Source organism: Streptomyces sp. NPDC052299 (assembly GCF_040679335.1).
Taxonomy (GTDB): Bacteria; Actinomycetota; Actinomycetes; order Streptomycetales; family Streptomycetaceae; genus Streptomyces.
On record NZ_JBFAUP010000015.1, the window covers coordinates 1 to 25,244 of the forward strand.

Below are 25,244 nucleotides of genomic sequence, written 5' to 3' on the forward strand. Positions count from 1 at the left end.
CGCGGGGCGCTGGGGCGGTCCGCTTCGCGGGGCGCTGGGGCGGTCCGCTTCGCTCCCCGCCCGCGCGAAGCGCGGGCGTTCTCTCCGCTTCGCTCCGTGAACGCAGTGAACAGGCCTCGCTTCGCGATGCCCTGATGGGCTGCCACTTCGTGGCTGCCCATCAGGGGTTCCGCTTCGCTCCACCCCGGCCCGTCCGCTTCGCTCCCGGGCCAAGAGGCCCGCTTCGCGGGCGGCTGGCTACAGGGAGGGGCGGCCCGGTGCTTCACTTTGGTGACGAGATGGGATCTGGACTGGGCATCCCCCGGCGGCTGGGGCTAGAGAATTGCCGGAGCGTCCTTGTATTCAACTCGGGGCTCTGGCCGGCTTGGGAACTCAACTCGAAATCCGACTACACCCGGATTGATACTCGGCCTGACAACACACTGTTTCGTCAGTTCGCTTCATCTCATGCGCCCTAGGAGTTGTCGTCAAAGGCCCAGCCCACGTCGTAAGGGGTGGGCTTGATCCGCTTTGGCGGACATCCGAGATCAGGGGTTCAGCCCCGGGAGGATGTCCATCATGGAGAGCATGGGGAAGAAGAAGCCTCGCCCTCGTCGCTCGTTCACGCTGGAGTTCAAGGCGGAGATCGTCGAGCTGTGCCGACGCGGTGACCGCTCGGTCGGTCAGATCGCCAACGACTTCGATCTGACCGAGACCGCGGTGCGTGACTGGGTGAAGCAGGCCGAAGTCGATGCGGGCGAGCGGGACGGCCTGACCAGCAGTGAGCGCGAGGAACTGGCCGCGCTGCGGCGGGAGAACCGCCGTTTGCGTGAGGACGTCGACATCCTCAAGCGGGCCACGGCTTTCTTCGCGAAGGAGACCCGGTGACGGTGCACCCGTTCATCGAGGCGGAGAAGCGTGCAGGTCGCAGCGTCAAACGGGCGTGTGAGCTGTTGAAGGTCGCCGACCAGCGCGTCCGTGAGCTCGAAGCCCAGGAGGAACAGGAGCGGCAGAAGGCGGTGCGCGAGCGGGAGCGGGTGTCGTTCAAGATCCAGCCGCAGCGCTCGCACGAGGGCGCCCTCCTGCACCGCGGGGACTGCGGTCTCTACAAGAGCCCCTTCGGCTATATCAGCGCAGAAGACACGGCCGTCGCCCTGGACGAGCCCGACATCGAAGCCTGCCAGATCTGCCTGCCCGACGACGCCCTGCCGCCGGTGTGAACACGTTGGGGGCCGGCGCCGCGGACAGGTCCCGGGTCAGGAAGCGGAGCGCTTCTTCGAGGCCGCGGTCTTCTTCGTCGTGGTCTTCTTCTTGGCCGCCGGCTTCTTCGCGGCACTGTTTTTGCGGGGCCGGATCTCGTGCACGGTGGCGTCCTCGCCGCTCTCGCCGCGTTTTTCCTTCGCCGCGGTGACGGAGGCGTTGAGGGCTGCCATCATGTCCATGACCTGACCGCCCTCCCCCGCCCCGTCGGTTTCGGCCGGCTCGGGCTCCTTGCCCTCCGACTTCGCCGCGATCAGCTCTTCCAGAGCATCGTGGTAGCGGTCCCGGAACTGGGTGAGGTCGTCGGTGGTCATGGACTCGGCGAGCTGGACGGCCTGCTCGATCTCCGACTCCTCCAGCTCCACCGGCCTCGGCGCCAGGGGCTCAGGGCTTCGGACCTCGTCGGGCCAGTGCATCGCGTGCAGCACGATCGCGCCCTCCCTGACCTGCAACACGCCCAGCCGGGAATGGAGAGCCCGGGCCCGCCGTGACAGCGGCGGACCCGGGCGTTTGTCTTTGCGGGTACAGGTCAGCGACCGAAGCGACGCTGGGTGTCGGTGAGGAAGGAGCGCTTGTCCGGGTGGGCATCGACAGCGGCCCTGAGGGCGTGCCACCAGGTTTCCGCGTGTTTGTGGCGGCCCTTCAGCTCCCGCATCCGTCGTTTCAGGCGGTCGTACTGGGCGGTGAGGGTGTTGCACAGGCACTGCGCCTCGGGGCCCTGGATGCGGGCCATGCAGCCCGGTGCGAGACAGAGGGTGCCGTCGGGGGCGAGGAACCAGAATCAGCCCGTGGGGACGGTATCGGAAGTCGTGATGACGGGGTTGTCCCGCGAGCCGGTGGCGTTCATCGGGCGGTCGCGGTGTCGGATGCGAGGTGGACCGTGGTGAACCCTTCGTCACGCAGCTGGGTGGTGGGCAGCAGCTTGTGGAGCTGGCGCACGACGTGCTGAGGCACCATGCGGTCGTGGTCGCGGGCGGCGTTCTGTTCCTCCACTGTCGCCAGCGGGGTGTTGAACAGGACGGCCGTGGTGGGGCGCTGCCAGTAGCGGGCGCGGGCCAGGAGCCCGGCTCTGACGTGGGTGTGGAGGTTGGTGGCGTCCACGATCGTGGTCAGGGCCCGGGACAGGCGGGCGTCCAGGATCAGGTCCTGGATCTGGACGGCGACCGTGGCGGACTGGTCGTACTCCGTGTCGGTGGCGAGCAGGCGGTAGGTGTCCAGGGACACGCGCCAGCTTGCGGGCCACTGGGTGGCGAAGGTCGATTTGCCGCAGCCCGGCGGGCCGATCAGCACGCACAGCGTGCCGAACCCCGGGGAAGTGATGTCACGCCCATCATGACAGGGCAGAGGGTGTTTTCGTAGGAGGAACGGCACATGCGACCTGCCTTGTTCGGCCCTCTCCGGGGCGCCCAGAATCTCCGTTATGAATCACTCGGGGAAAATCGATCAGGACGACATCGTGCGAGCGCGGAATGTGCTGCTCGCGTCGGGACGCCGCACGCCACGCGAGGAAGTTGACGCCTACCGGGTGCTCTCCCAGGTCAGCCCCGCCGGGTACCTTCCTCTCTTGGCCAGGGCGCTGCAACGTCTGAGCTATGACACCAGCGTCGGCAAGTGGCATCCGTCCTCGCTCGCGCTGTGCGAGGAGGCGGTGGCCGCTGCGCGGTCCATCGACCCGGCCGAGACTGCCCGGGCCAATGTTCTGTACCAAGCCCTCGACTCGTGCCAGCGACAGCTGTACATGGCGGGCCGACGCGCCGAAGGACTTGCCATGCGCGCCGAGATGCTCGCCATTGGCCGTGCACAAGCCGAACTGTCCGGAGACCCCGTGGTCAAAGGGCTGCATGAGTGGGCTGCCGGACTTTCCGAGGAAGGCCGGTATGCCGAGGCTGCTGATGCCATGACCGAGCTGGTCGCAGCGAGGCTGCCCGATGGGCCCGCTAGCGGGGGTCTTGCCTGGTCACTCCTGGAGTGGATCGCCGCTCTCCACGACGCTGGCCGGTCCAGCGAAGCACTCGCCGCGTTCGAGACCCTCGTCAGCATGGAAGCGGCCGAAGCCGCGAACGATCGCGGCCCGATGGCCTGCCATCTCTACTCTCTCATCGGGTACGCACAGATGCTCGACACCCACGGCCGAGGCGAGCAGGCGGTCCTCGCGAGGCAAGAAGCACTCGCCTTGCTGACGGAGTTGGCCGATACCGGTGAGCGGAAGTCCTGGAGTGGCTATCAGGCGTCGTTCTGGGCGGTGCTGCTGACCTTCTCCGGTGCCGAAAGCGACCGGCCTGCGCCCGATGGACCGCGCCCGCCTTCGGGAGCTGCGCCCATGCAGTGGTCGCCCGATGCCAAGCGGCGCTACTTCGACAGCCTTCAAGCCCTCCGTGAAGAGGTGGACACCCTTGCTGCGCGAGCCACCGAGGACCCGGACCAACATCTGGCCGAACTGGTCCGGCTGCATCGGGTCCTCACCGTCCGCTCCGCCGTTTACTGGGAGAACCGTACCCATCTGTTCGCGGAGCGAGTGCGCTCCCTGTTCGACGACGGAGTGTGTCTGGCCGGTCGGCTGTCTCAGCACGATCCGGCAGACGGAATGCGAACACTGGCCGGGATCCTGATCGACCGATCAACCTTCCACACCGCCGCCCGCGAGTTCGGGCCCGCTCTCGACGACTTCCGCCAAGCCCTGAACTGCCTGGGGGAGGTCAACTAACCCGAGCCGCGACGTCCGCCGTGAGACTCGTACACACGAGCAGCTCGCGCCAGTGGCGGAGTCGGCGGGCGGCATCCACGTCGCCGGGTCCTCGCAACCGCGGTCTCGAACTCCTCGCTCCCGCACGGGCAGCCGGCCTCGCCCGGATCCGCGTCCTCCCAGAACTCCTCGCTATCCGCGATGAACGCGCGGCCGCCGCAACCAGCGCACACCCGCTCGGCTCCGCCCTCGACATCGTCGACGAGCACGAAGAACACGCGCCCGCCACACCCGCCGCAAACGGAAGGAACGATCTTCACCGGACGGCCGTCGGCGGCGTTCCGGAGAAACGCCGCGAGCTCCGCAGAGACACCCTCGCCAACCTGATCATCAGCATGCACAGGCACATCGTTCCAGACACCCGAATCGACACCTCTCCACCTTGACCAAAGTGATAGGGGCACCCCCCTCGGACCGGGCGCGCTCGTGGGCGGCCTGGCGCATCGCGACCTCAGCCGCACCGGCGGCCCGGCGCCAGATCCGCCGCTCCGCGCGGGAGAGGGCGGCAGGCGGCGGCAGCCGGCGCAGACCGGCTGCCGCCGCCTCGATCGCCCCCGCCTCCAGGTGGCCGAGGAGGACACCGGTCGGCGGGACATCCCACCGGCCCACCCACCGGGCCGCCTCCAGAATCCGCCGTGCGCGGGCGTATGCGCCCACGTATCGCCGACGCCAGTCCGGGGGGCTTGCTGCTGAATCCGAGGTCACCACCGGTCAACGAACGCGGGGGCGACCGGTACCGCCCACCCCGTGCGCCGGTCACCGCAAGCGGCGCCGTGCCTGGGACGGCGAGGGGGCGCACGGTCGCCCCGCACTCCCCGGCCGCCGCCGGGCCAGGTCGGCGCACCGAATGCCGCCGCCGGGGTGCCACTCCATCGCCGGGGCGGCTGCGGTGCCGTGCTCGGTGCACCCGGGTGTGGGGACCAGGCCGCCGCAGTCGTGCCGCGTGCACCAGCAGGCGTCCCCCGGCGCGGCGAGCGGGGCTCCGTGGCGGACGAGGCCGCCTCCGACCGGTGCGGCGGTGCCCCGCAGGCCGGCGGGCCAGGCCAGCGTCAGGCGCAGCCCGGCGCCCTCCCCGGACCGGTAGCGGCTGCGTACCCGTACTTCGCCGGTCACCGCGAGCGGTGCCGCGCCCGGGACGGCGAGACGGCGCACGGTCGCCCCGCACTCCCCGGCCGTGAGCTCCGCCAGGGCCTCGGCGTCCGCCTCCGTGCACCAGGCGGTGACCCGGTCCTCCCCGGCCGCGTCGTGGGCCAGGTCCAGGACCGCGTCATAGAACCGAATGCTGCATTCGGCGCGCCCGGCACCCGTCACGGCCAGGGGCGCCGGGTCGGGCCCCAGGGGAACCGCGATCTTGTCGTGGTCGAGGAGCCAGGCCACCACCGCGGCCCGGTCAAATCCGGGTGCGGGTCGGTGCCTGCGGCCGGGGCAGGGAAGTCGGCGTGGCGGCGGCGCCAGGTCGCCACCGCCGCCCGGCGTACTCCGCAGATCCTCGCCACCTCCGCGAGCGGCAGCCGGGCACCGCCCGGCGCGGCCGGCGCCTGGCCGGTGAGCAAGGAACGGGTGCCGGGGCGGGCGGCCCGGACCGCGCGCCAGTCCACCTCGGGGTGCACGACCGGGAGGAGCGCGACGTCCAGGGCGCGGTACAGCGGGACGGTGGTAGCACCGCCCCGGCTCTTGCCGTAGTCGACGTCCACCGTGAAGACCGGCTCGACCCATCCGAGGCGTACCACGGCGTCGAAATCGGTGCGGCGGACGCCAAGGCGGCGGGCGGCCTGGCCGGCGCCGAGGGGCACGTGCCGGTCGAGCAGGGCCGGGAGGTCGCGGCGGCGGGCGAGCGCGGCCACTTGGTCCCCGTGGACGTCCGGGGTGTCCCGGTCCCCGCCGAGCCCGACCAGCAGCCCTGCCTGCACCAGGTGACCGACCGCCGACGCGGTCACCCCCTGCCGCCACACCAACGGCTGTCCCAGCGCCCGGGTGAGCCGGTCCGCCGCCTCCCACGCATCCACCACCCACAGTGCCGCCCGCACCGCCTCGGCGTCGGCAGCCTCCACCACCGCCCGCGACCACACCCCCGGCCCCGCGTCCGCCGGCGGAACCAGACCCGACGCCGCCGCCCACCGCCACGCCGCCACCGACACCTGCAGCCGCACAGCCGCCTCGATCTCGCCGTAGCTCTCACGCACCACACGACCCATAGCCCGCACTCCCATCCACACATCGCGGCCCGCCCACCGGACCGCGCCGAAACCATGATGAACCACCACGAGAAATGTCAACACCCAAGCTTTCAGGGCCAGTTGGGCATACACCACAGAAATCGCATACGAGTACGCGAGGGAAAAAACACCCTTCCGGGGGACACGCACCGCCCCTGCCGAACGGCGCGTCAGCCTCACCCCCGGCGGTGCGAAGCACCCAGCTCCCGGCCCGCAGCCGGACACGGCACGGCTGCGGAACCGCTGTACGTCAAGCCGATGACGTACAGCGGGCCGCGATGACGTACACGACTACCCCGGCCGGAACGCCCGAAGGGGGCCCGTCCGCCCAGACGAGCCCCCTTCGGCCGGCCGTTCACTGACGCCGCGCGCAAACCGTCACCACGGCAGCCACCGCCGCCGCGACCGTGGCCAGTGCGGACACCTGGTCAACCCATCCAGGATGCTCGTGCAACGCGTACATGGCTTTATTCACCAGTTGCGGCTCTGGCACAACTTCTGCGGAGCTACGCCTACCAGGCTTCTGTCCGCCCCACGACAAGCTTCTGAACTGCCGGTTCCCGGCATGCTCCGGCCTTGGACACCGAGTTTCGTCTCGGCACCACAGAAGTTGTGCCAGAGCCATTTCTCGCGAACATTCTGAGCCGACAAGATCGCTATCCACTGCTCAAACCGACCGACATTCACTGTTGCTTCTCATGAACGTAGCCACGTACACCGTGCCTACGGCCACAACGGCAGCCAGCGCCGCCCAGAGGTGGTGAACGGACGTCTGTGCCGCCAGAGCAGGCGGCACGGGCGGCGCGGGAGGACTCGGCAAGGACACCGGACGGGCCCGCCGGCGCGCGGAGCAGCTCGCCGCGATCGATCCGGACTGGAATCCGCGGCTGCTCGGGTGGACGGTGGACTGGCAGCGCTGCTACGTCGGCCTGGACGCCCTCCTCGAGGCCGGGAACACGCTGGAGGACGTCCAGCCCGGGGTGACGTACCGGGGCGATGACATCGGCCGCTGGGCCGCCCGGCAGACACGGGACTGGGCGCAGCTGAACACGGAGCAGCGACGGCGGCTGGAGGAGCTGGGAGTACGGCCCCAGGCCGCTGTACGGGCCCAGAAGCTCCCCGCGCGGGGTGCGGCGAAGGCTGGGGCCGGGAAGGGCACCGAGGCATTCAAGCGGGGGGTGGAGGCGCTGCGGCAGTACATCGCGCGTGAAGGGACAACTGTTGTCGGGCGGCAACACGCCGAGGAGCTGCCGGACGGAACGTCGGTGCGCCTGGGTGTGTTTCTGAGCAACCACAAGAGCAGGCGCGACCGGCTGAGCGAAGACCAGCTCGCCGCCCTCGCCGGCTTGGGGCTGGAGTGGGCGGCGTAGCTGGGTTGGTTGGTCTCAACGCACGGCGGTTATGCGGGCTGGGTGTCGAGTCGCTCGTCGAGTACGAGTGTGTGGCCCGGCTCGCTGACCGTGCCGGGTTCGAGATCTTCGAGCCAGGTTCTGAACCGGCGGTAGAGGGGACCGCAGGCACCCTTGTTGGGGTCGGTGTCCATGATTGCCAGGTAGCCGGTCCGGTCGAACGCGGTATTCCAAAGCTCTTCGATGAGCGTCACGAGGTTGTCGCCGGAAACCTCGATCGTCTGCATGCCGTTGTCCTGCTTGGTGATGCGCCCTGGGGAAAGGTTGGGGTTCTTCTTAAAGGTCGCTTGTTTGGCTACCGGCCCGGCCTTGCCCGGGCTGTCCTGGACGGCACTGGTGAGCCACTCCGGCGACCAGACACCGAAGGCCCTGCGGGCGATGAATGTCCAGGTGTCCTCGTGGCAAGTGAGCGAGACATAGGAGACAGTGGCTGCCTTATCAAGGACGTCAAGATGCGCGCCGTAGATGACCTGGGTGGTTTCAGCTCGGCGGGCTTCCTCTGCCGCACGCTCCCGTTCCTGCTCCTCTTGCTGCTTCGCCTCCGCGAGGCGCTTTTGACGTTGTTCCTCGCGGTCCTCCTCGCGCCAGCGCTTCTCCTGCTCCCACTTCTCAGCAGCGATAGCCCGCTTCTGTTCCTGATTCGCCTGCCACTGCGCAGCCAGAGCCTTGAACATCCAGTTCCTCCCGCTAGATACCGGATCTTGATGATCCCGGACCGGACCTGGCCGGCGGGGCGGGTCTGCCGAATTTCCTGGTCCGTATCCGGCCAATTCCAGACCCGTAGGCGTGGCTCCTCGCAGGAGGGCCGGAGGGCGGCCTGGAGGGCTGGTGTTGACGGACTGGGTCAGGTGCGTCGGCGCAGAAACCAACGGCTGGGCTTGGGCTCTGGCACCACCTCGCCCTTCTCCCGATCGTGGCGCTCGATACCGCCTCGAACCGTTTGTGCGAGCAGCTCGGCCGCGAAGGCCCGCCCCTTGCACCGGTCGCAGAACGTGGGGTGGGTGTCCGCAGGGGTGCTCCAGTCGGTTGCCTGGGTCGCCTTCCATCGTTCGTCGGTGAACTTCGTCCCGCAGCGCGCACACGCCGGGCGCTGTGCTTCCCGTTCCGCGGCGCGCTGTTCGGCCTTCTGGCGCCCGCGTTCCTGGGCCTCGCGCTCGCGGGCGCGCTGCTGGGCCCAGAGGCGTTCCAGGGCGGCCTGGCGGCGGGGTTGCCGATCGCGTCGAACAGGGTCTGCGGGCCGGGCCGGCCGAAGCGGCGGAAGACCGCGCCGTGCGGACCGTGCTCCCGGAGGTCGGTCAGAGTGGTCGTGATGACGCAGATCTTCTTGTCGTAGCGGTGGAAGTCCTCTTCGTAGTCCTTGGCCCCAGCCCACAGGTGGCGGGGGAGGGCGGCCAGGCGCGGGATGGTGCGCTCAGGGTTGCGAGCGCCGAGCGGGTGTGCTCTACGGAACGGCCCCTCTTGGGGCCTTCCTGATCCTCGGAAGCATGGGCCGCTACCGCCCGGCCAGCCCTGCCCAAGACAGCGACGACGAACCCGCGCCGCAGGACCCCAAGGCGAACTGACCACCGGCTGGCCCCGCGGGCGAGAAGCCGCTGAGAACCGTCCCTCACTGACAGACAGCCGTGGGCAGAGCGGTCTGTTGCTCACGCGATCGGGGGGCCACTCCCGCCCGTTCCTCTTCGACACCGCCCTGGCAGGCTTTCGTCTTATGAGTTCTGACCGATGGGGCACCCACGCGATCGAGATGACTACTGACAATGTCGTCAAGCGGTTCGCGAACAAGCACGATGGTCGTGCCGCGCGCGAGTGGCGGGCGCTCAAGCTCCTGGCCACGCATGCTCCCGGGCTGGCTCCAGATCCCCGGGAGGCGAACCTTGCCGCATCCGAGCCTGTAGTGGTGATGTCACGCCTCGCCGGCGTTCCCCTCCGCGGAGCTGCGGTGGGGAAGGAGAAGATCAAGGCTCTGGCCGAGGCGGTGACCGCTGTGCATTCCGCCGTGCCGTCCGACGTTCTGGCCAAGGTGCCTCTCAGGCCGGGGCATCAAGGCGAACTGATCGGCCACCTCGGTACCTGGGCCGCAACAGCACGTCCCCGGGCGGTTGGCCTGGTGAGGGAGGCCATGGAGGCCGGCTTGTCGTGGGTTGCTCAGTCGGGTCTGGAAGCCGACGCTCCACCGGGGGTTCCACCGGTCTTCGGCCCTGGTGACGGCAATCTGGCCAACTATCTGTGGGACGGCTCCAGGGTTCAGGTCGTCGATTTCGAGGACTCTGGCCGCAGTGATCGCGCTTTTGAGCTGGCGGAGATCACCGAACATGTCGGCAGCTGGGTAGAGCACCCGCTTGACGTGCTGTCGTTCTTGGACTGGTTCGATCTTTCCTCGGCAGAGGCTGCGCGCTTGCGGGCGTGCCGTCGGCTGCTTGCCTTGGTCTGGCTGTTTCTGCTGGCCAGCGATGACCTGGAGCATCCCCGCAACCCCGTCGGGACGGCGGAACGCCAGGCTGGCCGGGTCTTGGGCCTGCTGACCTGACAGCGGGATCAGGGCCCGGCTTCACCGACTCGGCTCGGCATCCCGTTCAGACACACATCATCGGCAACAGCTGAGAACGCGCTCGTATCACGCTCTCGGACCTCAATCCGGGTCTGTGTCCTCGTTGACGTCGCCCAGGTGTTGAGGGATGCGGTGATCAACGCCAGCCTTCAGTACTTGAGGCAGCAGGCTGGCCATTCTTCTGGGGCGGACTGCTTCCCGGGTGATGGCCAGTTCTTCAATCGTCCACCAGTGATAGCCGTGTCGGGCTTCGGCCGTGTCAATGTCGATCCCGCGCGCTTCGTCAGCGGTGATGCGGGCGAGGCGGTACTCCTCGTGCTGGTCGAACCCCTGACCATCCACGGTGAAGACCGCTCGCCGTGTCCAGACAAGCGGGCCCAACCGTTCCACGGCGAGAGAAAGCGCTGTTTCCTCCTGCACTTCACGCACCGCGGCTTCGAGAGAATCCTCGCCCTCCTCTATGCCGCCTCCGACGGTGAACCACCATCGAGCTCCTGGTCTGCGGGGATCTCTGCCGCACAGAAGAAGGAGACGCTCATGTTCATCGACCAGGAGGACTCGGGACGTCCATCGTCTCTTCAGCACCATGGGTGTCGACCTTATCGCCAAGCCCTTCACGGCCTCGCTGATCGGCGGAAGCGACGAACGACCATCGCAGGCAGTCCACTATCCCCTGCATCCAGCTGATCTCTTCGTGCGGCTCGCATCGATTGCTGTCCCTCACTGGTTGCGCCCCGCTCTCCTGCCCTGACCCGACCGGTTCGCCTGGTGGTGCTGCTGGCCAGTGGGCTTGATCCCGTCAGCTGGCTGCCCGGGCTTCAGCCGGTCCTCCATGGCGCGGCGGCAAATGCTTGCGGCTTGCGTGTAGGCGGCGAGCCGGTCCAGGTTCTTCGGGGTGCGCAGCCACGTCGCCGGGTCGGTCGTGCGGCCTGCGAGGTATTCCTCGGGCATCGCGGCCTGCTGGTGGGCCTGGACGGCGGCGGCCCGCTGGGCCGGGGTCAGAGCGGCATCCCGGCCGGGGTGGTCGACGGTGTGGGGGGGGCCGATGCCGTCTCGCCCTCGATGTCGCGGTGACCGGCGGGTGCGGAGGCGGCCGAAGTTGTCGCCTCGGTGGCGGCGGCGGTGTCGGCTCGGATGCGGGCGTCGCGGATCGCGTTCTGCACGGCGAGGCTCGCGAGTCGGGCGCGCTCGTAGCGGCTGGACTCCCGCGGCGGTGTGCCTTGGGCGGGGGCGATCCACCACCGGTGCGGCAGGGGGAAGTCGGCGGTGTAGGTCATCCGGTCCGGTGCCGGCGCCCCACGGCCGGGCTTGGTAACTGTGTGGCGCCGGGCGTGGCGGAGCAGGGCCCGGTGGGCGATGGAGTCGTCCATGCCGTGGGGGAACGCGCGGCCGCGCAGGGTCTCCAGCAGGTGCCGGCGTGCTTCGGCCAGGATGTGGCGCCGGGAGAACTTCTCGCGGACGGTGAAGACGACCGCGGCGACGTCGACGGCGGCGAGCGCCACGTCCACGGCAGGATCCACCCGCGCTGGTTGGTGAGGACGTTGCCGTACCTCCACACGCCGTACTCGGCGAGGGTGCACAGCAGTCGGCCTGATGGGGTGACGCTGATCGACCCGGCGAAGGGGTCGCCTTCGCCGGGAGTGAACTCGCGGTAGGGGCGCCCGTCCTTCGAGCCGTAGACGGCCAGAATTCGGCTCAGGTCCGGAGCGAGGAGCGTGGTGTTGTCCGGCGTTGCGGTGATGGCGAGGACGCCGTCGGGCAGGACGCACAAACCGATGTCGCCGCCGTCCGCGACGCCCGAGTCTTCCTCGTCCGGGCCGTCGGTGCGGAACTGCGCGCCGGCCAGGATCTCGCCCTCCTCGGAGTACCGGGTGATGATCCTGTATCCGAAGTTCGCGGTCTGCGGGTCCGGCTCCTCGTCGTCGACACCGTAGGTGTACCGGGAAACGCCGTACAGGGCGTACACCTCGCCGTTCGAGGCTCCGGCGAGGTCGAAGAGGCTCAAGCCCCAGCCCGTGGAGTACAGCGCGGTCAGGTCAAGGCGGTGGTGGTCCACCAGTGTGCGGGGCAAGGCCAGGGGCAGAGTCTGGATCATGCGCTGCATCCTGCATCACAGCACTGACAGTCGGCCCGGCGCGTCGGGGCGAAGCCTCGTCGCTCTGACCGCGGCGTCGGCGGGGCCTCCTGCGGACAACCGAGTATCAGCCGACGGCGTGACTGCGGCCGGCCTCCAGGATCTCGTCGGAGAGCCCGGGCTCGACGTGGCGTACGGCGCGGGCGATCATCAGCGCGCCGACCATTTCGCTGAGCAGGCTGATGGCCTTCCGGCGGGCTTCGGCCGGGTCGAGTTCGTGGCCCTTCTCCTCGGCTTCGCACAGGAACTCGGCGGCGAAGCCGGTCAGATAGCCCTCGACGCCTTCGGCATACGCGCTCTGCACGGCTTCGTTCTGCCGTACGGCGTCGGTGACCAGGGAGGCGGAGGGACAGCCGCCGTTCGCGTCGTCACGGTGTGCGGTGGACAGGTAACCGGCCACGACGTGCTTCAGCGGAGGGCCGGCCTTGTCCTGACCGTCCTCGATCATGCCGGCCAGGCTTTCGAGTGAGTCGGCGAAGGAGGCCCTGCAGACCTCGACCACCAAGTCGTTCTTGGAGGCGAAGTGGTTGTAGAAGCCGCCGTGGGTGAGCCCGGCCTCCTTCATCAGCTCGGCGATCCCGACAGCGTCGATGCCCTGCGCGCGGAACATGCGGCCCGCCGCTTCGAGGATGTTCTGCCGATTGCGGGCCTTGTCCTCCTTGGTGATCCGCGGCATTGCAGTCCTTCCGCCGTCGTTCCCGACTTGACCTTTTCAATGATGACCTTCATCATAACAGGGATTCCAATGATGCTCATCATTAAACTGGCATCGCGCCGGAGCGCTGTACGTGCCCCGCTGCGGGCACCGGCCGTGTCCGCCTCAGCGCCCGACGATCCGGCGGGATCGCACCAATCTGTCGGGGGGCGCCGTAGGGGCTTGCCCCCGCGAGGGCACCGAACACCGAGGAGAACAGAAGTGACACGCAATGAAGAGGTTGTCCGCGAGGCATACCGGCTGGCGGAGGGGAACGTCCTCGACGGACGGGGCTTCCGCGCCCTGTTCACCGAAGACGGAACCTTCAACGACATGCCGAACTCGATGACGTTTCAGGGGGACCAGATACCCCAGGCACTGGCGGGGTTGGCCGGCGTCTTTCCCGACATCCACCGTGAGCTGCTCGCGGTGCATGTGTTCGGTGACGTCGTCGCCGTAGAGCTGCGGATTCAGGGGACGCATCTTGGCGCGTTCCCGACTCCGGCCGGCGACATCCCTCCTACTGGGAACCGCATCGATGTACCGACGGCGGACCTCTGGTATCTCCGCGAGGGGAAGATCGAAACGTTCAATTGCTACAACGCGGCGAACGTACTGCTCGCGCAGCTCGGGGCCACGCCCGACTTCGCGTCGGCGATCGAGGCCACCAAGACGGCCGCCACACGGGTGTAGTTCCACCACACGGTCACCGGACAGACGACCGACCCCACACCGAGGCGGCCACCACCCCGGGCCGGGGCCGAGGCTCCGTCCCCTTCTCCGGCGCCTGCGCCGGATGCGTGCCGGCGGAGGGCCGCCCCTGAGAGGCGGGGCCGACAGCGGCGGTCTCGGGGGGCGTCACCGGCTCGGCGGCGGACTCCGCCTGCGGCCCGGCCTCTGGCAACCGTACGTCCGATGCCGCCGGAGCCGGGTGCGTTTCCGGGCCGGCCGCGTCGAATCAGTGACGGAATCCAGCGACCTCCGCGTCACCAGGGCGCCGGGCACGACGAGAAGCGGCGAATACGGGCGCAAGCCCTTCCAGGCTGGGCCGTGCTCGAAGCGACAGTCCGACAGCGCACGTCGCCGCTTGCGAGGGCCAAGGTTCCCACCAACCGCTCCCCTGTCCGAGCTGCCAACTCCGCTCCGCCAGGTTCCCCTGCCGCGGTCGTTAGTGATCGTTCGGCTCTGTGCCGTATGCGTGGCCGCAGGGTCGCTGAACCTCCAGGACGACGGCCGTCCCGGCCACGGATCGGTCCTCATGCATGGTGATCACTTGGCCGGATTCAACGTGCTGCCACTGCTGAGGGTCAAGGGGCGCGAGTCGAACCGGGGCTCGCCCGCCAGGTTCGAGGAAGGGTGTGCGCTCGATCCAGAGCATGGCGATGTTGAGGGCCGGTTCGCCGGTCGGGGTTCGGTTTCCGATGTTCCACATCGGTCGCAGAACGCCGGCGCCGGAGATGGGCGTCTGTCGTCTGGCCTCGGCGGCCGGGCGGAGGGTGAGGTCGGCCCGGATGATGCCGTTGCGCGTCTCGTAGCAGCGCAGGTGGCACCAGGCCGCACTCCTCTCCATCCGCATCTGCTCCGCTGCGGAGGCCAGAGCTTCCCAGAAGCTGAGTGGAAGCGGTTGGACGTCTCCGAGTTCCTCCAGCAGCCCGAGAGCCACCTCCCACTCGTCCTGGGTGAGGTACTCCCAGACATCGGCCACCGTGATGTCGTTCTCGGTGGCGATGTCCTCGGGAACGAGCAGGGACGCGGCTTCCAGCAGCTTGGGAACATCCATGCTCGCGATTCTGACCCAGGCCGCGATTGCGGTGTTCGCAGTGCTGCCGACCTCTCTGTGGCCTGGGGTTTCTGATGCGGGGTCGGCGGCGCTGCGCGAGCAGGTGACCGGCAGATGGAGCCCTCCGATCCCGCCTCGCCAGCCCTCTTCGACAGCTCGCTGGCGGCGGGCGAGGAGGTCGTCCTCCACGTCGTTGAGGCGAGACGGCGTCCTCGGGCCGATGCTGCGCATCGGGCAGCGGATGCAGGCGTGTTCACTGCAGGCGCTTCCGCAGCGGCTCCGTCGGAACGCACCGGGTCGGGGAGCGCGCGCAGGCTCCGGGGCAGGGCAGTGCGGGCACGACGCCTGTGGAACGGGAGAAGAGCCCGCGCGGCCGGCTTGCGTCCGCGCGGGCCCCTGCCGGATCGGTCAGTGACCGGTGTGGCGGACCGCCGCCTTCAGCGTGATCGCGACGGCCTGCCCGGTGTAGGGCGAGTCCGTACCGATGGTGAGGTCGGCCGTGTACGTGCCCGCCGCCGGGACCGCACCGGCATCCGCGGTCACGGGGACGGTGACCGCGTGCCCGGGCTTCAGCGTGAACCGGGTCCGAACCTCGGACAGCCAGGACACGTCGTCGCCCTCGCACTGGTCGTACCCGGGCAGGTACTCGGCGCGGACGCCCCCCACGAGGTACGAGCGGACGCTCTGCCCGCCGCCGACCTGGTAGAGCCCGCAGCCGGCACCACCTTGGTAGATGGGGTACTTCGAGTCTGGCAGCGCGGACCAGAGCCCGGCGACCGGGTCGTACTCGACCGCAGTCGTATTGGCCATGCTGCCCGATGTGTAGCCCCCGACCACCTGCATCCGGCCGTTCGCACCGGTCGCGGCGGCGCTCACCGTGGCGGTTGGCATGTCGGTGACGCGCCGCCAGGAGTCCGCCGACGGGTTGTAGGCATAGGCCGCAGCGGTCAGTCCCGTCTCTTCGGTGGGATCCGCGCCACCGGCGCACACGACCTCACCGGCCAGCCCCGCGCACACCGTGTTGGTCAGCGCCTTCGGATAGTCGGAGACCCTGCTCCAGCGGTCGGAGGCCGGTGTGTACCGGTAGACAGCCTTCGTCCGCTCGGCGCAGTCGTCCACGCATCCCGTGATGACGTAGAGCTTGCCGTCCAGTGCCGCCACGCCCGCGGCCTTCACGGCCCGGGGCAGGTTCGCGGCCCGCGTCCACGTGTCCGTGCCCGGGTGGTAGGCCAGCACGGTGGAGCGCGCCGAGGCGTCGCTGCCTTGACCGCCGGCCACGTACAGCGTGCCGTCGACGAAGGCGGACGAGGTGGCGGCCAGGGCCTCCGGCAGATCGGCGATCCGTCGCCACGACCCGACCGCGGGCTCGTACACGTAGCCGTGCTTCGTGAGCTTCGCGCCGACGGCCCGGTCGAAACCACCCACGGAGTAGACCTTGCCGGCGTACGTGCCCACCGCGTTACTCATGACGGGCTCGGGGTAGTCCGGCAGGCTCGCCCAGGCCGCGTCCTCGGTGGAGTTGCCCACCTTGCCGGATGTGCTCTGCTCACCGAGGTCCACCTCCACCGGCGCCTTGCCGGTGTTGGTGAAGGTGACCGTCCTGGTGGCCTTGCGGCCGAGCCTGGCGTCGAACGAGACCGCCGGCGTCGCCACCACATGCCCGGCTTCTAGCCCGAGGCCGACCCGGTTGATCCGCCCTGCGGTGATCCTCGCCGCGTGGGTGCCGGTCGCGTAGCGCGGCGCGGAGACGGTCAGGGTGTGCTTGCCCGCGCCCGGGACGAACAGCCAGTAACGGCCGCCGCGGTCGGCAGGGTCACCGGCGGTCGCCGCGCTGTGCCCGGTGGCGTAAGGAGCAGCCGGGTCCGTGATCGTTGCACCGTTGACGGGCTTCTTGGTGTTCCCGTCCGTCACGATGCCGGTGACCAGGCCGCCCGTGAGGGCGCTGCATCCGCCGAGCTGGACGCTGTCGGTCTGCCAGACCCCCACTTCGCCCGCCGTGCTGGTGAAGTGGAACCGGATCTGGACCTGGGCTCTGCCCTCGGCCTGCGGCAGCGCGACGGTCTCGTGGCCCGCAGTCATGTCGACCGGGTCGTTGACCGCCTTCCACACGGAGCTCCAGGTCTTCCCTCCGTCGACGGTGACCTCGACGGTCCCGGTGGTGCCGTCGCCCCCGCCGAACGTGGAGTCGAAGTCGAGCTGCGCCTTGTGTCCGCGCATGTCGACGACCGGGGACGTGAGGACGGTGTCTTCCGCCGCGAAGTCGTGGGCGAGGGTGTTGGCGGTGGCGAAGTTGCCGCTGCCGCCTGTCATGTTCTCGATGCCCAGCGGGGCGTCGAACTCCCAGCCCGGCGCGGCCGGGTCGGTGCCGGTGCCGGTGCCGGTGACGGTCCAGCCGTCCTTGGCGGTGGTGCCGGTCCAGCCCTCGAAGCCGGTCGCGGCGGCGTTGCCGTAGCCGGGCGCGGCGCAAACCGTCCTGTCGGGCACGGAGGTGACGTTCCGAGTCAGGTCCGAGCCGCCGACCTCGACCGTGAGGTCGGTGGTGTGGTAGCCGGGGTAGAGCGGGGTGGAGTGCAGGTGGTACGTCGCGCCTCGCGGGAGGTCGACGGAATAGGCGCCGGTCTCCGGGTCGGTGTAGACGGCACCGCCCGGGTAGCCGTCCACGCTGATCTTGCTGGAGAGCGGCCAGCCCTGCTCGCCGCCGTCCGTGACCCTGCCGCTGACCCGGCTGGTGGCGGTCCTGGTCAGGCTCAGGTCGACCGTTGCCCTCTCGCCCTTGGCGATCCCGGTCGCGGGTCCGGTGGCGTCGGCGTAGCCGAACAGCGACGCGGTGACCCGGTAGGTGCCGGTACGGACGGTCAGGGAGTAGCGGCCGTCGGCGTCCGTGGTCGTACGGAAACTGCGTCCCGTCGCGTCGTCGGCCGCGCGCACCACGGCCCCGGCCAGGGGGCCGTTGTCTGCTCCCCCGATGATCCGGCCGCTGAAGGTGCCGCTGTCCCCGAGGGTGAGGGCGGACACGCCGTTGGGAGTGCCGAGCCCTGTCGGGCCGTCGTAGCCGGGACCGGCCGTACAGGTGATGTCGCCACAGGTGTCGTTGGCGCCCTGGGTGATGTCGTTGAGGCCGCTGTCGCCGGTGTACGCGTAGGGGTAGGTCACCGGGTAGGTGTGCGCGGCCGGGTCGCCGGCCTGCGCGTACATGGCGGCGACGAGCGGTGCGGAGAGGCTGGTGCCGCCCACCTGGAGCCAGCCGTCACTGCCCACGGTGTCGTACACGCCGAGGCCGGAGGCCGGGTCGGCGACGGCGGAGATGTCGGCGGTGGACCGGGTGTCGCAGCCGGTGTCGATGCCCTCCTGGTAGGCCGGAGTGGCCTCGTAGAGGGAGCAGCCGGAGCCGCCGTCGTCCCAGGCGGCTTCGGACCAGCCGCGCTCCGTGCCGGGCGTGGCGGTCAGCCTCGTCCCGCCGACCGCGACCACGTTCGGATTCGTCGCCGGCCAGCTCTGTACGTGTCCGGTGTCGCCCGAGGAGACGGTGACGACGACGCCCGGGTGGTCGTAGTAGTGGTCGAAGAGCGCCTGGTCGGTGCCCTCACCGTCGACGCCGTAGGAGTTCGAGACGAACTTGGCGCCGAGCCGGACAGCCGTCTCGACACTCGCGCCGAGGTTCTCCAGGGAGTTGTCGTCGGATTGGACCAGCAGGATCTTGCAGCCCGGGCATGCGGCGGATACGGCGTCCAGGTCGAGTGAGGTCTCGGTGGCCCAGCCCTTGTCGTCGGCCGGATAGTCGCTGCCGCCGCGCTGGTCGACCTTGCGGAAGCAGCCGTTGGCCGTCGTGCAGGCCGGCAGGCCGTAGTGCTCGCGGAAGACCGCCAGATCCTCCTCGGCGCGGGAGTTGCCGAAGGCGTCGACGATGGCGACGGTGCGCCCGTCACCGCCGCCGCTCGGCAGCTTGTACGCCGACTGGATCTGCGCGGGTCCCAGTGCGGAGGCCGGCGGGCCGCTCGTCGCGGCGCGAGCCCGCGTGCGCTGGTTCGTGGGGGTGTTCACCACGGACAGACAGCGGGCGTAACCGGTCTTCTGGGCCGGGTCGTTGCAGTCCGTGGGGGTGTAGGGGCGGACGGTCGGGTCGTCGGCGGCAGTCGTGCCGGCCGCCGGGGTGTTCGTCACCGCGACGGCGGCGGGCGATGCCGACAGCAGGCCCAGGCCGAAGCAGGCCGCGGCGGCGTACGCGAACAGAGCGCGTATGCGCCTGCGGCTGCGGCGCGGTAGGTGGTCGGGTCTGGAACTCACGGGGGACCTTTCGGAGTGGAGCCGGTTTCAGAGGGGTTCGTAGCCGTCCGGATCGGGCGGCGGAAGCTCGGGCGGAGGCGGCGGCGCGTACGGGGACGGGCCGGAAAGCGGCGGAGTGGCGGGGGCGTCCGGCTCGTGCTCCGCTCCGGAATCAGGGCTGTTCATGGGAAGGGGTGCTCTCGTGCGGTCGCGAGTAGTTGACTGATGCACGAAGTCTGCGACGCCGGTGGGCCTGGCTGCGATGGGGCGGATGCCTCAAAGAACCTCGGACGCGGCGGTGTGACCTACGCCTTGGGGTGCGTCACCGGGTCCGGCGTGAGCCCCGCCTTCGCCGCGCTCACCGCAAGTGCCGTGCGCGTGGTGACCCCGCTCTTGCGCATGGCCGACTTGAGCTGCGCCGCCACGGTCTTCGGCGACCGGGAGAGGGCGGCGGCGATCTCCCGGTTGGTCAGGCCGTTGAGCAGCAGCCGGACGACCTCCGTCTCGCGCGGCGAGAGCCGGTCACCGTAACCGCGCCGCCCCCCGCGCCACACCACCGGTGCCGCCTCGCCCCGGGCCCGCAGCGCCGCCGCGACCCGGTCCGCTTCACTTCGGGCGCCGAGTGTGTCCAGTGCGCGCCGCACACCGTGCAGTTGGGCGATGCCCTGATCGGAGGCACCGGACGCGATACGGCACAGGGCCTCGCGCGCCGCCGCCAGCAGCGCCTCGTACGGGCGCGGGAGTGCCCGCCAGGCCGCGGCGGCGTCCGCCCAGGCGTCGGCCGCCCGGGCGGCGGGCCCGTGCGCCTCGGCGAGGAGGGCCCGGCAGACGAGGGCACCCGCGGCCGCGGCGGGGATGGCGCGGCCGCGGGTGCCCCGGGAAAACGCCTCCGTCAGGCGCTCCGCTTCGTCCGCCCGGCCGGCCGCAAGCAGCGCCTCGGTCCGGACCGGCATGAGCTCGGCCCCGAACACCCACAGGCCCTTCGCGGTCAGGGTGCCGGTCACCCGGTCGGTGGCCGCGAGCGCCCCACCGACGTCGCCTGCGGTCAGCCGCAACCGGCCGAGGGCCCCGGCGGGTTCGGCCTGCAGCAGCAGGTCCCCGCCGCGCAGCCCCTCGTCGAGGGCGGTGCCCAGCCGCTCCTCCGCGATGCGGCTGTCGCCGGCGGCCAGGTCGTACAGTCCGTGGAGCAGCAGCTTCTCGGCGAGGAAGCGCGGGTCGTCCTCGGACTCCGCGAGGGCGTCCACCCGGGTCGGGTAGTCGTCCCAGCGGCCCTGGAACCAGTCCAGGTGGACCAGGTTGGCGGCCGTCATCATGTGCTGACCGGGTATCCGATGGCGGCTCGCCTGGTCGAGGGCGCAGGTGAGGAGCCGTCGGGCATCCGCGTAACGGCCCCAGCTCATGGCACACGCACCGGAGTTGAGCAGGCCCCGGTTGAGCTGGACGACGTCCCCCGGGGCGACTCGGTCCTCGTCCAGGAGGAAGCCGCCGGCGGGCTGCCAGCCGGTCTCCTCACCGAGCTGCAGGAGCGCGGTGGACCAGCTGACCACGTAGAACAACCGTTTCTCCGCGGGTATCGCGCGGTTGATCAGTTCCTCGGCGCGGTCGAGCCAGCGGAGGTGTTCGGTGACGGGCAGCGGGGAGTCCGTCGGTATACCGAGCAGGATCATCGCCCGCGCGGCCTGGGCGGGATCGTCGACGAGGCCGTCGATCGCCCAACCGAACTCCTGCTGGGAGGCGCGTAGTTCGCCCGCTGCGTGGAGGATCCGGCCGAGCTGCATATGGATGCCGGCCCGGTCCCGTACCAGAAGGTCCTCGCCGGTCAGGCAGTCCCGCAGGGTGCGCACCACTTCGTCCCGGTTGTGGAACCTGCCGTACGTGTGCAGGGGCACCTTACGGACGAGCCGGACGATGTCCTGGGCGGGCAGACGGGGGATGGTCAGCAGGTCGTGGACCAGAGCCGCGGCGGCACTCTGGTCGCCCGCGGCGAGGGCCAGGTCGGCGGCCCCTTCGCCGTGGGTGAGCCACCGGCCGGTGTCGCCGGCGCAGCGGAAGTGATGGGTGAGCCGGATCGGTGACGGCTGCGGCTCCGCCTCCAGGGCCGTGCCCGCACGGCCGTGGAGGCGGCCCCGGTTGCGGGCGGTCAAGCCGTCGTAGACGGCCTGGGCGGGGAGGGCGTGCCGGAACGCGAGCCTGCCGTACGGGCCGTCGGTGAGCAGGCCGCACCGGACAGCGGCGTCGGCGGCGGGGCGGGCCCGGTCGGCGGGGAGTCCGGCGACGGCGAACAGCAGCTCCTCGGAGGCCGGTTCGCCGAGGACGGCGGCCGCCTCCAAGACGGTGCGGGCATCCGGATCCAGCCGGGCGACGCGCTCGGCGACGGCGTCGCGGATCGTGGGCGGCACGGCGATGTCCGCCAGCGCGTGCCGCACCCACTCGTCCTCGCGGCGCACCAGGTCGGCGCGGTCCCGCAGCAGATGGACGGACTCCTCCAAGGCGAGCGGGAGACCGTCGGTGCGGGCGTGCAGGAAGGTGGAGAAGGCCTCGGAGACATGGTCGTCGTCCAACATGGACGAGACCAGCTCGGCGGTGTCCGCGACACCCAGGGGGCGCAGGGCCAGGCGGGTGTGCGGGGCGCCGGCCGCCTGCCGCGACGTCAGACGGGGCAGCAGGGAGTCGGCGGGGAGGTCCTCGGGGCGGTAGGTGAGGACCAGATGGATGGTGCGCGTGGGGCGGGTGGTGAGGAAGAGCAGGAAGTCGAGGGTGGCGTCATCGGCCCAGTGCAGGTCCTCGATCACCAGAACGCGCACGGCCAGACGGTCGAGGAGTTCGGCCAGGGCACGCAGCAGGCGGTGCCGGGCGGCACCGGGATCGGTCAGGGGCTCCGGCGCGGGCAACAGGTCCTCGGCCCACTCGGGAAGCAGCGGGCGCAGCACGCCGGCCAGGGGAGAGAGCCCGAGCCCGGCGGGGCCCTGGGGGCGGCCGTCCCGTACGGCGTCGATGAGCGGCCCGAAGGTGGGCGCTTCACGGAACGGGGGGCAGACGGCGGTCAGGACCCCGCCCGCACTCCGGACCTCCCGGTGCGTCAGGGCCTCCCGCACCAGGCGGCTCTTGCCGACCCCTGCCTCCCCCTCGACCACGACGAGGGCTGCCGGACGCCCGGGGGCCAGCGCGTCGAGCACGTCGCGCAGTTCGCTTTCCCGGCCGACGAAACGGGGCGACCGGGGCTGCGGGGAAGGAGCGGGGCGGGGGTCCGCAGCGCGCGGGGAGGCGCCTTCGGGGGCGCGTACGACCAGGTCCGATGTCGCGTTCCGCTCGACGCCCATCCGCAGTGCCACACTCCCCTCGCCGCCACCCGGCATTGATCATCCTCGCTCGCCGGGTACCCTGCGCACCAGAGGGCTCCGCGGATCGGGGTTCGGCCTGGGAGCCGCGGGAGGGACGGCGGGCGTAGGGGTCGAGGATGTGAGGCGGGTCGGTGCGGCCGGGCCGCCGTCCGTGCCCCGGCCGCACTGTCGGCGGTGGCGACGGGGCGGCCGGCCCGACGCACCAGGTGTCCGGTGGCCACATGGCGGACAGTCGCCTGTCAGGGACCGCGATGCCGACGCTTCGAGCGGCCCGTCAGGGCGCGGGGCCGCCCGGGGCCCAACTGCTCGCGCTTCCGGACGGTCCGGGCAGCGGAGAGGGCGGGGACCGGGCGGCCTCATCCTCCGCCCGCCACCCTCGGCGCGACGGCCGCCCCGCGGACCCCCTCCAGCGACCCGGCCCTCAGCCGTGCGGCTGCTGCCGCGAAAGCGCCTCCCGCAGAGGCGTCGGCATCCGGCGCCCTTCAGGTGGCGGACCGGCTCGCCAGGTACTCGGTCATGCTCTCACCTGTGAGCGGATAGTAGTCGGAGAGCCTCGCGCCCTCGTCGAGGCGGCGGCGTGCGAACGCCTCCCGGTCCTGGTGAAGCAGGGAGTCCTCGGCGAGCGGGATCGCGTTCCGCTGCGGCACGACGACGGCCCCGTCCTCGTCAGCGATGATCAGGTCGCCGGGGGTCACCAGTGAGCCGCCGACCCCGACGGGCACGTTGAACGCGGACGGGAACAGCTCGGTCTGCGAGGCGTAGTGGGGGGTGACACCGGTGCACCAGATGGGCACGCCGAGCGCGCGTACCCGGGCGGCGTCCCGTACCCGTCCGTCCACCACGATCCCGGCGCCGCCGCGTAGCTTGAAGTAGCGCACGAGCATGTCGCCGAGGCAGCCGGTGAAGTGACTGCCCTGGGCCGAGATGACCAGAACGTCTCCCGGCTGGATGGATTCGAGCACGCCCCACAGCGGGGTCTTGCGCTCGATGTCCTCCTGCTCCGCGCCGTTGAAGACGTCCTCGCGCTGTGGAAGGAACTGCAGCGTCACGGCACCGCCGGTGACTTTGACGTCCGGTTCCCGGTGCAAGGGCACGGGTCCGTCGATGAACGTGCGGGTGATACCCATCTGGTGCAGCTTGGCACAGGCCGTCGCCGCGCTCACGTCCCCCAGCGCGTCCACCATCTGCGGGGTGGGCCGCACGTAGGCGGAGCTGTACACCGGTGCGCGCATCGACTCGTAGACCCCGGCCCCCTCCACCCCGCCGACGCGGGCCTCCCCTGCCGACGCCGGTTCCTGACTTCCGTTCTGGTGCATGCACGTGCCTCTCCGCGCGCTCACCGCACGCAACGCCAGTGACATCATCGCCTATCGATGGTAGATAACAGCCAATCGATTAGTGCTGTCAATGCGTCAGGAGCCCTCCATGAACAGTGCGTCTGCGAAATCAGCCGACTCCTCGGATGCCACCGGGTGGTTCGAGGCAGCGCGCTTCGGCCTCTTCGTCCACTTCGGCCTGTACAGCCTGGCGGCACGGCACGAATGGGTGCGAAGCCGCGAGTCCATGTCACAGCAGGAGTACGACCGTTATCTGCACCGGTTCGACCCGGACCTGTTCGACGCCCGCCAACTGGCGCGTTCCGCACGGGAGTCCGGGATGCGCTATGCGGTACTGACCGCCAAGCACCATGACGGCTTCTGCCTCTTCGATTCGGCGCTGACCGACTACACGTCGGTGCGCTCGGTGGGCCGCGACCTGGTCCGCGAGTTCGTCGACGCGATGCGCGCCGAAGGGCTGCGTGTCGGCCTGTACTACTCACTCCTCGACTGGCATCACCCCGACTTCCCCGTCGACGAGCACCATCCGCTCCGGGACACCCCGGCCCGGCAGGAGCCGCGCGACATGCAGGGCTACCGCGCCTACATGGAGGGCCAGGTACGTGAGCTCCTCACCCAGTACGGGCCGATCGACACCTTGTTCTTCGACTTCACGTACCCGGAGAAGGGGCCGCAGGAGTGGGGGGCGGAGCACCTCCTGGACACCGTACGGACATTGCAGCCGGGCATCCTGGTCAATGACAGGCTCGGCATTCCGGGCGACTACGTCACGCCTGAGCAGTACCAGCCCGACCGGCCGCTGAAGCGTAACGGCGAACGGGTGAGGTGGGAGGCCTGCCACACGCTCAATGGCTCATGGGGCTACGACCGCGACAACCGTGACTTCAAGGATCCGGCGATGCTGGTCCGGATGCTGGTGCAGTCCGTGGCCTGCGGCGGCAACCTCATCCTGAACGTCGGGCCGAACGGGCGGGGCGCTCTGGATCCGCAGGCCGACGCCACGCTCCGGGCCATGGGCGCATGGACGAGGCTCCACGCACGGTCCGTGTACGGCGCGGGGCCAAGCTCCTTCGCGCCACCCGCGCACGGCCTGTACACCCAGTCCGGCAACCGCCTGTATCTGCATCTGCCGAGCTGGCCGCTCAAGCACCTTCACCTGCCGGGGCTGGCCGGGCACGTGCGCTACGCCCAATTCCTGCACGACGGTTCGGAGATCCGCTTCCATGAGGCGGACGGCGCACGGCACGAGCACAACAATCTCGCACCCCCGAGTCAGCCGCCGGGCACCCTGACCCTGACTCTGCCCATCGCCCGGCCCGATGTGCTCCTTCCGGTGATCGAGCTGGAGCTGGACACGAGTACCGGAACTCAGAGTTGCGGCAGCACCCTTGAAGAAGGCACGAGCCCGCTCTAGCATCAACAATCGATAGACGATAGCCCTGTTGGGAGGCGTGGGCCCGACCCCGCCTCCACGACACCGCACCACCCCGCCGGGCGACCCGACCCCTCGGACGCCCACACCCTCCCGCCGCCTTCCCCT

Annotated in this window: 20 protein-coding genes and 2 pseudogenes; 7 read left to right on the forward strand and 15 right to left on the reverse strand. The window is 70.2% G+C overall.

Going from position 1 to position 25,244, the window contains the following annotated elements:
- Nucleotides 1–567: 567 nt before the first annotated feature.
- Nucleotides 568–849 (forward strand): annotated as a pseudogene (locus AB0L33_RS24215) (transposase); the annotation flags it as partial.
- 14 nt (nt 850–863) lie between these two features.
- Nucleotides 864–1,199, forward strand: a complete 336-nt coding sequence (locus AB0L33_RS24220) for a DUF6233 domain-containing protein (protein ID WP_365684672.1) — start codon at nt 864–866, stop codon at nt 1,197–1,199.
- A 36-nt stretch (nt 1,200–1,235) separates the two neighbouring features.
- On the opposite strand, the pseudogene AB0L33_RS24225 reads toward AB0L33_RS24220, so the two are convergent.
- The 3 genes and pseudogenes from AB0L33_RS24225 to AB0L33_RS24235 form a co-directional block, all read right to left on the reverse strand.
- Nucleotides 1,236–1,703, reverse strand: a pseudogene (locus tag AB0L33_RS24225) (Ku protein); the annotation flags it as partial.
- Nucleotides 1,704–1,768: 65 nt separating this feature from the next.
- Complete coding sequence (locus tag AB0L33_RS24230; RefSeq protein WP_365685038.1) at nt 1,769–1,972, reverse strand: hypothetical protein; 204 nt, start codon at nt 1,970–1,972, stop codon at nt 1,769–1,771.
- A 110-nt stretch (nt 1,973–2,082) separates the two neighbouring features.
- Nucleotides 2,083–2,529, reverse strand: a complete 447-nt coding sequence (locus AB0L33_RS24235; RefSeq protein ID WP_365684674.1) for an ATP-binding protein — start codon at nt 2,527–2,529, stop codon at nt 2,083–2,085.
- A gap of 130 nt (nt 2,530–2,659) precedes the next feature.
- Between AB0L33_RS24235 and AB0L33_RS24240 the strand changes: the two genes are divergently transcribed.
- A complete protein-coding gene (locus AB0L33_RS24240; protein ID WP_365684676.1) occupies nt 2,660–3,943 on the forward strand; it encodes a hypothetical protein in 1,284 nt (427 codons plus the stop codon).
- Between the two features lie 795 nt (nt 3,944–4,738).
- Here AB0L33_RS24240 and AB0L33_RS24245 read toward each other — a convergent pair.
- Both AB0L33_RS24245 and AB0L33_RS24250 read right to left on the reverse strand, forming a co-directional pair.
- Nucleotides 4,739–5,362 (reverse strand): hypothetical protein, encoded by a 624-nt coding sequence (locus AB0L33_RS24245; RefSeq protein WP_365685040.1) that lies wholly within the window; start codon nt 5,360–5,362, stop codon nt 4,739–4,741.
- Nucleotides 5,290–6,177 carry a hypothetical protein gene (locus AB0L33_RS24250; protein WP_365685041.1) on the reverse strand — a complete coding sequence of 296 codons (888 nt, stop codon included), beginning with the start codon at nt 6,175–6,177 and terminating at the stop codon, nt 5,290–5,292. The genes AB0L33_RS24245 and AB0L33_RS24250 overlap by 73 nt, the downstream gene beginning before the upstream one ends.
- 923 nt (nt 6,178–7,100) lie before the next feature.
- Between AB0L33_RS24250 and AB0L33_RS24255 the strand changes: the two genes are divergently transcribed.
- On the forward strand, nt 7,101–7,568 hold the full coding sequence (locus AB0L33_RS24255; RefSeq protein WP_365684678.1) for a helicase associated domain-containing protein: 468 nt from the start codon (nt 7,101–7,103) through the stop codon (nt 7,566–7,568).
- 29 nt (nt 7,569–7,597) lie between these two features.
- Here the strand turns inward: AB0L33_RS24255 and AB0L33_RS24260 are convergent, their stop codons facing one another.
- Nucleotides 7,598–8,281, reverse strand: coding sequence for a hypothetical protein (locus AB0L33_RS24260; RefSeq protein ID WP_365684680.1), 684 nt, complete (start codon nt 8,279–8,281; stop codon nt 7,598–7,600).
- Nucleotides 8,282–9,351: 1,070 nt separating this feature from the next.
- Between AB0L33_RS24260 and AB0L33_RS24265 the strand changes: the two genes are divergently transcribed.
- On the forward strand, nt 9,352–10,134 hold the full coding sequence (locus AB0L33_RS24265; RefSeq protein WP_365684682.1) for a phosphotransferase: 783 nt from the start codon (nt 9,352–9,354) through the stop codon (nt 10,132–10,134).
- A 102-nt stretch (nt 10,135–10,236) separates the two neighbouring features.
- On the opposite strand, the gene AB0L33_RS24270 is transcribed toward AB0L33_RS24265, so the two are convergent.
- The 5 genes from AB0L33_RS24270 to AB0L33_RS24290 form a co-directional block, all read right to left on the reverse strand.
- The gene (locus AB0L33_RS24270) at nt 10,237–10,743 is read right to left on the reverse strand and encodes an NUDIX domain-containing protein (protein ID WP_365684684.1); all 507 of its coding nucleotides are present in this window, start codon (nt 10,741–10,743) and stop codon (nt 10,237–10,239) included.
- Between the two features lie 132 nt (nt 10,744–10,875).
- Nucleotides 10,876–11,106 (reverse strand): hypothetical protein, encoded by a 231-nt coding sequence (locus AB0L33_RS24275; RefSeq protein ID WP_365684686.1) that lies wholly within the window; start codon nt 11,104–11,106, stop codon nt 10,876–10,878.
- Nucleotides 11,107–11,153: 47 nt separating this feature from the next.
- Nucleotides 11,154–11,432 (reverse strand): hypothetical protein, encoded by a 279-nt coding sequence (locus tag AB0L33_RS24280; protein WP_365684688.1) that lies wholly within the window; start codon nt 11,430–11,432, stop codon nt 11,154–11,156.
- Nucleotides 11,429–12,250 carry a hypothetical protein gene (locus AB0L33_RS24285; RefSeq protein WP_365684690.1) on the reverse strand — a complete coding sequence of 274 codons (822 nt, stop codon included), beginning with the start codon at nt 12,248–12,250 and terminating at the stop codon, nt 11,429–11,431. Before AB0L33_RS24285 ends, AB0L33_RS24280 begins: the two co-directional genes overlap by 4 nt.
- Before the next feature lie 106 nt (nt 12,251–12,356).
- Nucleotides 12,357–12,965: a TetR/AcrR family transcriptional regulator gene (locus AB0L33_RS24290; RefSeq protein ID WP_365684692.1), complete on the reverse strand. Its 609-nt coding sequence runs from the start codon at nt 12,963–12,965 to the stop codon at nt 12,357–12,359.
- A 240-nt stretch (nt 12,966–13,205) separates the two neighbouring features.
- Here AB0L33_RS24290 and AB0L33_RS24295 point away from each other — a divergent pair, with 240 nt between their 5' ends.
- Nucleotides 13,206–13,676 carry a nuclear transport factor 2 family protein gene (locus AB0L33_RS24295; protein ID WP_365684694.1) on the forward strand — a complete coding sequence of 157 codons (471 nt, stop codon included), beginning with the start codon at nt 13,206–13,208 and terminating at the stop codon, nt 13,674–13,676.
- A gap of 475 nt (nt 13,677–14,151) precedes the next feature.
- Here AB0L33_RS24295 and AB0L33_RS24300 read toward each other — a convergent pair whose 3' ends face one another.
- The 4 genes from AB0L33_RS24300 to AB0L33_RS24315 form a co-directional block, all read right to left on the reverse strand.
- Nucleotides 14,152–14,763 carry a hypothetical protein gene (locus AB0L33_RS24300; protein WP_365685019.1) on the reverse strand — a complete coding sequence of 204 codons (612 nt, stop codon included), beginning with the start codon at nt 14,761–14,763 and terminating at the stop codon, nt 14,152–14,154.
- A 408-nt stretch (nt 14,764–15,171) separates the two neighbouring features.
- Nucleotides 15,172–19,047 (reverse strand): carboxypeptidase regulatory-like domain-containing protein, encoded by a 3,876-nt coding sequence (locus AB0L33_RS24305; protein WP_365684696.1) that lies wholly within the window; start codon nt 19,045–19,047, stop codon nt 15,172–15,174.
- Nucleotides 19,048–19,331: 284 nt separating this feature from the next.
- On the reverse strand, nt 19,332–22,358 hold the full coding sequence (locus AB0L33_RS24310) for an AAA family ATPase (protein ID WP_365684698.1): 3,027 nt from the start codon (nt 22,356–22,358) through the stop codon (nt 19,332–19,334).
- A gap of 491 nt (nt 22,359–22,849) precedes the next feature.
- Complete coding sequence (locus AB0L33_RS24315) at nt 22,850–23,683, reverse strand: ribonuclease activity regulator RraA (protein WP_365684700.1); 834 nt, start codon at nt 23,681–23,683, stop codon at nt 22,850–22,852.
- A gap of 91 nt (nt 23,684–23,774) precedes the next feature.
- On the opposite strand from AB0L33_RS24315, the gene AB0L33_RS24320 reads away from it, so the two are divergent.
- Nucleotides 23,775–25,118 (forward strand): alpha-L-fucosidase, encoded by a 1,344-nt coding sequence (locus AB0L33_RS24320; RefSeq protein ID WP_365684702.1) that lies wholly within the window; start codon nt 23,775–23,777, stop codon nt 25,116–25,118.
- Nucleotides 25,119–25,244 lie beyond the last annotated feature (126 nt).

Coding starts and splice junctions, on each gene's coding strand:
- AB0L33_RS24285 (WP_365684690.1), bottom strand. CDS start 12,250: ATGATCCAGACTCTGCCCCTGGCCTTGCCCCGCACACTGGTGGACCAC.
- AB0L33_RS24230 (WP_365685038.1), bottom strand. CDS start 1,972: ATGGCCCGCATCCAGGGCCCCGAGGCGCAGTGCCTGTGCAACACCCTC.
- AB0L33_RS24275 (WP_365684686.1), bottom strand. CDS start 11,106: ATGCCCGAGGAATACCTCGCAGGCCGCACGACCGACCCGGCGACGTGG.
- AB0L33_RS24290 (WP_365684692.1), bottom strand. CDS start 12,965: ATGCCGCGGATCACCAAGGAGGACAAGGCCCGCAATCGGCAGAACATC.
- AB0L33_RS24320 (WP_365684702.1), top strand. CDS start 23,775: ATGCGTCAGGAGCCCTCCATGAACAGTGCGTCTGCGAAATCAGCCGAC.
- AB0L33_RS24315 (WP_365684700.1), bottom strand. CDS start 23,683: ATGCACCAGAACGGAAGTCAGGAACCGGCGTCGGCAGGGGAGGCCCGC.
- AB0L33_RS24270 (WP_365684684.1), bottom strand. CDS start 10,743: ATGGTGCTGAAGAGACGATGGACGTCCCGAGTCCTCCTGGTCGATGAA.
- AB0L33_RS24250 (WP_365685041.1), bottom strand. CDS start 6,177: ATGGGTCGTGTGGTGCGTGAGAGCTACGGCGAGATCGAGGCGGCTGTG.
- AB0L33_RS24265 (WP_365684682.1), top strand. CDS start 9,352: ATGACTACTGACAATGTCGTCAAGCGGTTCGCGAACAAGCACGATGGT.
- AB0L33_RS24240 (WP_365684676.1), top strand. CDS start 2,660: ATGAATCACTCGGGGAAAATCGATCAGGACGACATCGTGCGAGCGCGG.
- AB0L33_RS24280 (WP_365684688.1), bottom strand. CDS start 11,432: ATGACCTACACCGCCGACTTCCCCCTGCCGCACCGGTGGTGGATCGCC.
- AB0L33_RS24260 (WP_365684680.1), bottom strand. CDS start 8,281: ATGTTCAAGGCTCTGGCTGCGCAGTGGCAGGCGAATCAGGAACAGAAG.
- AB0L33_RS24300 (WP_365685019.1), bottom strand. CDS start 14,763: ATGGATGTTCCCAAGCTGCTGGAAGCCGCGTCCCTGCTCGTTCCCGAG.